The organism is Parasynechococcus sp., assembly GCF_042954245.1.
In the GTDB taxonomy this organism is placed as follows: Bacteria; Cyanobacteriota; Cyanobacteriia; order PCC-6307; family Cyanobiaceae; genus Parasynechococcus.
This window is the reverse complement of sequence record NZ_JBGKDP010000262.1, coordinates 1-7,964: the sequence shown is the minus strand read 5'-3', so window position 1 is coordinate 7,964 and position 7,964 is coordinate 1. Positions and strand designations below refer to the sequence as shown.

Sequence of the window (7,964 nt, the reverse complement as noted above, 5' to 3'; positions counted from 1 at the left end):
ATGCTCTTGATCGGTGGATGGTGGGATCCGCATCTAGTGGGCCTTTTGGACCTCTGGCATCGCAGCCAGGTCGCCGGCGGGCAGCCATCCCTGCATATCGGGCCGGCCTCCCATCTGCAGTGGTGGCCTGAAACCCAGCAGCTAATGCTGCAGTTTTTTCAACAGCATCTGCAGAACCGCTCCCCCCAGGAGCCGAAACCCAGCCACCAGCTCTGGAACACCACCCAGCATCAGTGGGACGCGATCCCCGCACCCGCCACGAGCAGGCCAGCGTCATGGGGACTGCGCAGCCATGGACTGGCCTGCATCGACCCAAGCGACGGTGCCCTTGTCGCGGATGGAGAAGGAGAGGGAAGCGTGGTCATCATTCATGACCCCTGGCGACCGGTTCCGGCCATCGGTGGACACCTTGGAACACACCCTGGCCCCGCGGAGCGCACGGCCGTTGATCAACGCAGCGACGTTGCGACATTCACCACTACACCCCTGGTTGATGAGCTTCTGCTGTCAGGTCAACCGTTGCTGCTGGTGAACGCCGAAGCGGATCAGCCCGGGTTTGATCTCTGCCTCAGCCTGTCGCGCCTGCCTGCGGGAGCCAACAGCGTTGAACAACTGAGCACGGGAGTCGTGCGGGTTCGCGGAGAGGAGGCGTTGCAGCCAGTCAGGCGCAGCGTGACCCTCCAGCCCCTGCACGCGACCCTGGCTTCCGGCGATCGACTAAAGATCTCCATTGCCGCAGCAGCGTGGCCCGCCATTGGCGTCAACCCTGGCCACGATGCCGTGCCCTGCGGAGCACCAAGCCCAGAGCATCGTGTGGTGACGCTGACACTGAAACTTGCTGACTCCACCCTGCAGCTGAACCCCTTTGATTCCGGCAGATTGAAGCTCGACTGACGTTTGTGCTTTGAAGCTCTCCGCTGCCCCGGTTCAGACCAGTGTTCATGTGAAGAGCGTCCAGGCACGCCTGGACCAACGCGTGGCCATTGATGCAACCCGCGTTGTCAGCATGATCCCTGGCTACAACACAACAGCCATCGATGCTGTGGTGACCACTGCATCCGGTGACGAAGGGATGCTGATGGTGCTGGATGAGGACGGCAAGCTGCTCGCCTTAAAGTAAACCTACCGGGTCCAGCCGATCGAGACAACAGCCCTCGACTGAACCCGCGACCTGGCAGTAGGACGCTGGATTGCCGCGCGATTCAAGATGTCCCTGCAGCTGCAGGAGGAGCTGGCCCCGGGCGACCTGGAACGCAAATAGACAAAGCTCAGCCAAGTGTCAGGTGGGTTACGCAAGGTGAAAGACGCTGTGATCGCCCATCAAGACGGCGATCAGCAGCTCATGCTGGTGGCTGTCGCCTTCGGCAAGGCCACAACCAACCTGTTTGTGATCTTTGACGCAAGCGGTCGGATCATCAACGTCGACATTTTCCGAGACTTTGTCTGATCAATAGCGGATCTGTTTCGTAAATCAGGCTTAACATCGCGCCCAATTCTCAGATCTCCCATGGGTGTCGCCGCAGTCCTCGACTGGATGGTTCAGGACGGCGAACGGTTGGCGAATTGTCGCCATGACCACCCGCTTGCGGTGCTTGGTCCTCAACCCTCAGATCAGGGTTGGACCGTGCGGATATGGATGCCGGAAGCCCAAACGGTCACCCTGCTGCAGGCTGGCGACGAGGTCGCCATGACCACGCCGAACCACCCCTGGGTGTTCGAGGCAAAGCTCAACAAAGACCCCGGCTGCACCTACAGAGTCAGGGTTGAGCGCGGCGGGATCGTGCACGAACAACACGACCCCTGGGCCTTCCGCGGGGAATGGATGGGCGAAATGGATCACCACCTGTTTGCCGAAGGCAATCATCACCACATCTGGCAAAAGATGGGTGCCCACCTCACCGAGCGTGATGGGGTTAAGGGTGTGATGTTCTGTCTTTGGGCTCCCAACGCTCTTACCGTCTCCGTTATTGGAGATCTGAATTCATGGGACGGACGTCACCACCCCATGCAGCAGCGTCTTGGGGGCGTCTGGGAACTTTTCATTCCCGGACTCGAGGAGGGACATCTCTACAAATACGAAATCCGTACCCAAGAGGGCCACTGTTACCAAAAGGCTGATCCTTACGGCTTCCAGCACGAGGTTCGCCCGGACAACAGCTCCGTTGTGGCTCACCTAGGCGGATTCCAATGGTCCGATCAGGGCTGGATGCAGAAGCGCGACAGCAGCAACGCTCTCGATCAACCGATCTCGGTGTATGAAATGCACCTGGGCAGCTGGCTTCACGCCTCAGCGGAAGAGCCCTGGATTCAACCCGACGGCACCCCTCGGCCGCCCGTTCCCGCGGCGGAGATGAAGCCCGGCGCTCGGCTGCTCACCTATGCCGAGCTCGCCGATCGCCTGATTCCTTACGTCAAGGAGAGGGGCTTCACCCACATCGAGGTGATGCCGATAACCGAACACCCCTTCGATGGCTCCTGGGGCTATCAGGTGACGGGTTGGTATGCCCCCACCAGCCGATATGGAACGCCTGATGAATTCCGGGCGTTTGTGGATCGCTGCCACGCCGAAGGCATCGGCGTGATCATCGACTGGGTTCCAGGCCATTTTCCGAAAGATGCCCATGGCTTGGCTTTCTTTGATGGCGCACACCTATATGAACATAGCGATCCCCGGATCGGGGAACACAAGGAATGGGGAACGCTGATCTTCAACTACAGCCGCAACGAGGTTCGCAACTTCCTTGTTGCCAATCTCATCTTCTGGTTCGAGCAGTTCCATATCGATGGCATTCGCGTGGATGCCGTGGCCTCGATGCTCTATCGCGACTACCTGCGTCCCGACGGGGAATGGCTCCCCAATGAAAACGGCGGCCGGGAGAATACCGAAGCTGTGCGTTTCCTGCAGCAGGCCAACCACGTGCTGTTCCAGCACTTCCCAGGAGCCCTATCCATCGCGGAGGAATCAACAACCTGGCCGATGGTGACGCAGCCCACAGACAGCGGCGGTCTCGGGTTCAACCTCAAATGGAACATGGGTTGGATGCACGACATGCTCGATTACTTCGAGCTCGACCCGTGGTTTCGCCAGTTCCACCAGAACAACATCACCTTTTCGATCTGGTACACCTACACCGAGAACTTCATGCTGGCCCTGAGCCATGATGAAGTGGTGCACGGGAAGAGCCATCTCCTGCACAAGATGCCGGGAGATGACTGGCAGAAGTACGCCAACACCCGGGCATTGCTCGCCTACATGTGGACACACCCCGGCAAGAAGACGATCTTCATGGGGATGGAATTCGGCCAGCGGGCTGAATGGAATGTGTGGGGCGATCTCCAGTGGGATCTGCTCAACTACGAACCCCACAAGGGCATCCAGCGGTTGGTGGATGACCTCAACGTTCTCTACAAGGCAGAGCCGGCCCTTTGGCGAGATGATTTCGACCAGTTCGGCTTCCAGTGGATCGATTGCAACGACAACCGCCACTCCGTGATCAGCTTCATGCGTCGGGAGAGTGCCAGCGGCACCTGGCTGGTGGTTGTGGCGAACTTCACGCCCCAAAGTTACTCCCACTACCGCGTGGGCGTTCCCCTCTCCGGCTTCTACGAGGAGATCTTCAACTCCGATGCAGCCAAGTACGGCGGCAGCAACCTCGGTAACATGGGCGGCAAACCAACGGACGAGTGGGGCATCCACGGCTACGAGAACTCCTTGGATCTCTGCCTGCCGTCGCTGAGCCTGATGGTGTTCAAGCACGACCCGAACGCAGCCTGAGCAGCAGCGAGCCGACCAACATCGTGTGACGAACGTGATGACAAAGAGGAGTTAAAGCTCTAGCCAAGGCTTCGATTCGGGTAGGTTTCCGGCTGACCTGACCGGGCTTGATGAGCGACTCTTTACCCCTGCTCCTGCGTGCTGCGCGCGGTGAATCGGTGGAGCGTCCTCCGGTATGGATGATGCGTCAGGCCGGTCGCTACATGAAGATCTACCGGGATCTGCGGGACAAGTACCCCAGCTTCCGTCAGCGTTCCGAAAACCCCGATCTCTCCTATGAGATCTCCATGCAGCCGTTTCACGCCTTCAAGCCCGATGGCGTGATCCTGTTCTCCGACATCCTCACGCCCCTGCCGGGGATGGGAATCGATTTCGACATCATCGAGAGCAAAGGCCCCCAGATCGGCGATCTAATCCGGAGCATGGCTCAGGTGGATGCTCTGCGCCCGCTGAACCCCGCCGAGTCGATGCCCTTTGTGGGTGAGGTGCTGGGTCGTCTCCGCCAAAGCGTTGGCAACGAAGCAGCTGTTCTCGGCTTCGTTGGTGCCCCCTGGACCCTGGCCGCCTACGTGGTGGAGGGCAAGAGCAGCAAGAACTACGCGGTGATCAAGGCCATGGCCTTCCGAGAACCCGAGATCCTGCACAAGCTGCTCGACCACTTCGCCGAGTCGATCGCCAACTACCTGCGCTATCAGATTGATTCCGGCGCCCAGGTGGTGCAGATGTTTGATTCCTGGGCTGGTCAGCTCAGCCCGGCTGACTACGACACCTTCGCTGCGCCTTATCAGAAGAAGGTGGTGGATCTGGTCAAGCAGACGCACCCCGACACCCCCATCATCCTCTACATCTCCGGCAGCGCCGGCGTGATCGAGCGGATGGCCAACACCGGTGTTGACATCGTTTCACTGGATTGGACCGTGGACATGGCCGAGGCCTTGGCACGTCTGCCGGAGCACATCGGTGTTCAGGGCAATGTGGACCCGGGCCTGCTGTTCGGCACCCCGGAGGCGATTGAGGCCCGCATCGATGACTGCGTGCGCAAGGCCCGCGGCCGGAAGCACATCCTCAACCTCGGCCATGGAATCCTGCCGGGTACGCCGGAAGAGAACGGTGAAGCCTTCTTCCGGGCCGGCAAGAGCGTGATGGACCGTCTCGGGGCTGTCGTTTGACCCGCATCCTGGTGACCGGCGCCAGCGGATGCGTCGGTCAGTACATTTCCCGCTGGCTGCTGGACCACTCTGATGCGGAGCTGCTGCTCTGGCTGAGGGACCCGGCCAAACTCACCGCCTTCCCGTCGGATCATCCCCGCATCCGCCTTTTGATGGGGGACTTGCGGGACACCGACCGTTTCGCCCAGGAGCTGGCATCGGTGAACCGGGTGATCCACACCGCCACCGCCTGGGGTGACCCCGAGCGGGCCGAACAGGTGAATGTGGTGGCGGTGAAACGGATGCTTGAGCTTCTGGATCCCAGCAAGCTGGAGCAGATCATTTATTTCTCAACGGCCAGCGTGCTTGATCGACACCTGCGCCCCCTGCCTGAAGCTCTGGCCTACGGCACGGAATACATCCAAACCAAGGCTCGCTGCCTCAGGGATCTTGAGCAGCATCCTCTGGCCAGCAAAGTCATCGCGGTGTTTCCCACCTTGGTGTTCGGCGGACGGGTTGACGGCACCAGCCCCTTCCCCACCAGTTACCTCACAGAGGGTTTGGCTGAAGCCAGCCGTTGGCTCTGGCTGGCTCGTTGGCTTCGGGTGGATGCGAGCTTCCACTTCATCCATGCGGAAGACATCGCTCGCGTCTGCGGCCTGTTGGCCACAGGCCCCCATGAACCGAACAGTGAACCCGGACAAGGCGCTCTGCGCCGGGTGGTGATGGGACAAAAGGCCATCTCGGTGAACGACACCGTGAAAACCCTCTGCCGCTGGCGCGGTGTGGCCCGAACGCCCGGCATTCCGCTCTGGCCATGGCTGATTGAGACTCTGATCCGCGTTCTGCCGATCGAAGTGAATGCCTGGGACCGGTTCAGCATTCGCCGGCGCCACTTCATTCACGACCCGGTGACGCAGCCCGAGCGTTTCGGTGGCAGCAGCCATGCCCCTGACTTGACAACAGTTCTTAGCGATTCCGGCCTGCTCAATCGCGGAACCCCCAGACCCGCGCGTAAGGTCAATGTATCGACCTAGCACTTTCATGCGCTCCGTCATCCGCACCATTGCAGCTGCCTGCTGCGCCTTCCTGATGCTGATCGGCCTCAACGTCGGCAGCGCTCAAGCCGCCACCGTTGAAGTGAAGCTCGGCACCGACGGCGGCATGCTCGCTTTTGAGCCCGCCATTGTGAACATCGAGGCCGGCGACACCGTCAAGTTCGTCAACAACAAGCTGGCTCCTCATAACGCTGTTTTCGAGGGCCATGACGAGTACAGCCACTCTGATCTCGCCTTCAGCCCTGGCGAATCCTGGGAGGAAACCTTCGCCACTGCTGGCACCTACGACTTCTACTGCGAGCCCCACCGCGGTGCTGGCATGGTCGGCAAGGTGATCGTTGAGTGATCCCTGGATTTCTGAGGAAATCGCCCTTTTGCACCAACTGAACAGAGAACCCTGGGCTGTGTATCAACCACAGCCCAGGGTTCTCTGTTTTGCCGGCAACGATGGATAGCTTGGGACATTGAGGGGGTTGCGATGGTACGTGTATCAGGCTTGATCCTGACGTTGCTGTTGATCGTTGGCGCGACAGGTCTGCTGTCTGCGCCGGTGATGGCGGTCGACGGCGCTGCTTTGGAGCGAGGCGAACAGATTTTCAATAGCAACTGTGCGGCTTGTCACATGGGGGGCGGCAATGTGATTCGCGCCGACCGAACGCTGAAGATCAGCGACTTGAACGACCATGTGGGGGCCTACTCCAGTTCCCCGCTAGAGGCCCTGGAGCATGAGATCGAGGATGGGCTGAATGCCATGCCCAGCTATGCCGACAAACTGAGTGAAGAGGAGATCATTGCGGTGGCCATCTACGTTGAACAACGGGCCGAATTGGGCTGGTCCAGGCGATGAGTCGAGAAGCTCTTCAGGATTTTCTGCGGGCTGTGGAACATCACCAGGGCTTGCGGCGCGATGCGACCCAATGCAGTGATGACGATCAACTGTTGGCCCTGGCACGCCGCCACGGGTTCAATGTGATCCAGCGGGATCTCTGCGACGACGCCCGGGAATTAGCCATCACCCGCTGGGTCGAGACCAGCCGGATCCAGCGCTCTTTTCAATCACCACCCTTCCAATCACCAAAGACCTGATGGCCGTTGTCACCCTGCTCAGTGATTTCATCGACGGCACCAGCATGGCCCTGGCGGAAGACACCGATGCCGCCGATCTGAACGCCTTCATGACCGCCAATCAAGGCCGGCTCTGGGCAAGCGTGCAGCAGCGTCGGCGGCACCGACAGCAAACGATCGATCGGCGCGGCCCAGGAACGGTGTACTTCGCCGCGGACGCTCCAGGGGCTGCTGCCGTGGAGCGTTACCTCAGCAGTGAAACGGGCTCAGCCGAGGAATCAGCAGCAATGCAGGCCATGCAGACCACTGGGGTGGAGATCGCCCCCCATGTGGGGGCAGACCGCGAACGCGATGTCCTGCTCAACGGTCGGTTGAGGGGCCTGACGGCCCAGGCCAAGGCCGAGGGTTTTGGTTGAAGCCATGGGCGATGCAGCGATGACACTCTCTGACAACCCGCTTGGGCTGCAGAGTTTTGACGAACTGGTCGAGTGGACCGTTTCCTACCTCCACTTCAAACATGCCCTGGAGGTGATTGCCTTCACCCCAGAGGCCGCGACGTCCTATCTCGATCGCTTCAGCGAGTTCAGCAGCCGCTACGCCACGGAGATGAAAAAGCAGGACATCCTGGAGGCCCGCCTTCCCAAAGAGATGCGGGAGAGCATCGAAGCCAAAAACGCTCACCGTGCTCTGCTGCGTGAACTGCTCAATGGCTGATCAAGCCGCGGACTGGACCTGCTTGGCCGCTTGCAACACAGCCAGATAGAGATCCTCGTCGATTTCCCGAATGTCGTACTCCGTGGGTTTCACCCCGTGGTGGTGCTCATGCACCACCATCCAACAGCTGCGTTCCAGCTCACCGCCAGCCGTTGCTGTGAGCGCTAAGCCCTGCTGCATGAGGGAGTCCACCAGCTGCTGATC

12 protein-coding genes are annotated in these 7,964 nt (G+C 60.2%); 11 read left to right on the top strand and 1 reads right to left on the bottom strand.

What is annotated here, in order from left to right; translation table 11 throughout:
• The 11 genes from ACGVJ8_RS12165 to ACGVJ8_RS12115 all read left to right on the top strand — a co-directional run.
• On the top strand, nucleotides 1–894 hold an 894-nt coding region (locus ACGVJ8_RS12165; protein ID WP_392348463.1), incomplete at its 5' end, for a CocE/NonD family hydrolase.
• A 10-nt stretch (nucleotides 895–904) separates the two neighbouring features.
• Nucleotides 905–1,120 carry a hypothetical protein gene (locus ACGVJ8_RS12160; RefSeq protein WP_392348461.1) on the top strand — a complete coding sequence of 72 codons (216 nt, stop codon included), beginning with the start codon at nucleotides 905–907 and terminating at the stop codon, nucleotides 1,118–1,120.
• Nucleotides 1,121–1,276: 156 nt separating this feature from the next.
• On the top strand, nucleotides 1,277–1,447 hold the full coding sequence (locus ACGVJ8_RS12155) for a hypothetical protein (protein WP_392348459.1): 171 nt from the start codon (nucleotides 1,277–1,279) through the stop codon (nucleotides 1,445–1,447).
• Nucleotides 1,448–1,507: 60 nt separating this feature from the next.
• Nucleotides 1,508–3,775, top strand: a complete 2,268-nt coding sequence (gene glgB / locus ACGVJ8_RS12150; protein ID WP_392348457.1) for a 1,4-alpha-glucan branching protein GlgB — start codon at nucleotides 1,508–1,510, stop codon at nucleotides 3,773–3,775.
• A gap of 110 nt (nucleotides 3,776–3,885) precedes the next feature.
• Nucleotides 3,886–4,944 carry a uroporphyrinogen decarboxylase gene (gene hemE, locus ACGVJ8_RS12145; RefSeq protein ID WP_392348455.1) on the top strand — a complete coding sequence of 353 codons (1,059 nt, stop codon included), beginning with the start codon at nucleotides 3,886–3,888 and terminating at the stop codon, nucleotides 4,942–4,944.
• On the top strand, nucleotides 4,941–5,960 hold the full coding sequence (locus ACGVJ8_RS12140; RefSeq protein ID WP_392348453.1) for an NAD-dependent epimerase/dehydratase family protein: 1,020 nt from the start codon (nucleotides 4,941–4,943) through the stop codon (nucleotides 5,958–5,960). Before hemE ends, ACGVJ8_RS12140 begins: the two co-directional genes overlap by 4 nt.
• 7 nt (nucleotides 5,961–5,967) lie before the next feature.
• Complete coding sequence (gene petE / locus ACGVJ8_RS12135) at nucleotides 5,968–6,327, top strand: plastocyanin (protein ID WP_392348451.1); 360 nt, start codon at nucleotides 5,968–5,970, stop codon at nucleotides 6,325–6,327.
• Nucleotides 6,328–6,459: 132 nt separating this feature from the next.
• Nucleotides 6,460–6,828 carry a c-type cytochrome gene (locus ACGVJ8_RS12130; protein ID WP_392348449.1) on the top strand — a complete coding sequence of 123 codons (369 nt, stop codon included), beginning with the start codon at nucleotides 6,460–6,462 and terminating at the stop codon, nucleotides 6,826–6,828.
• Nucleotides 6,825–7,067 carry a Nif11-like leader peptide family natural product precursor gene (locus ACGVJ8_RS12125; RefSeq protein ID WP_392348447.1) on the top strand — a complete coding sequence of 81 codons (243 nt, stop codon included), beginning with the start codon at nucleotides 6,825–6,827 and terminating at the stop codon, nucleotides 7,065–7,067. Before ACGVJ8_RS12130 ends, ACGVJ8_RS12125 begins: the two co-directional genes overlap by 4 nt.
• Nucleotides 7,067–7,462 carry a hypothetical protein gene (locus ACGVJ8_RS12120; RefSeq protein ID WP_392348445.1) on the top strand — a complete coding sequence of 132 codons (396 nt, stop codon included), beginning with the start codon at nucleotides 7,067–7,069 and terminating at the stop codon, nucleotides 7,460–7,462. The genes ACGVJ8_RS12125 and ACGVJ8_RS12120 overlap by 1 nt, the downstream gene beginning before the upstream one ends.
• 19 nt (nucleotides 7,463–7,481) lie before the next feature.
• Nucleotides 7,482–7,760: a hypothetical protein gene (locus ACGVJ8_RS12115; protein WP_392348443.1), complete on the top strand. Its 279-nt coding sequence runs from the start codon at nucleotides 7,482–7,484 to the stop codon at nucleotides 7,758–7,760.
• Here ACGVJ8_RS12115 and ACGVJ8_RS12110 read toward each other — a convergent pair.
• On the bottom strand, nucleotides 7,761–7,964 hold a 204-nt coding region (locus ACGVJ8_RS12110), incomplete at its 5' end, for a hypothetical protein (RefSeq protein ID WP_392348441.1).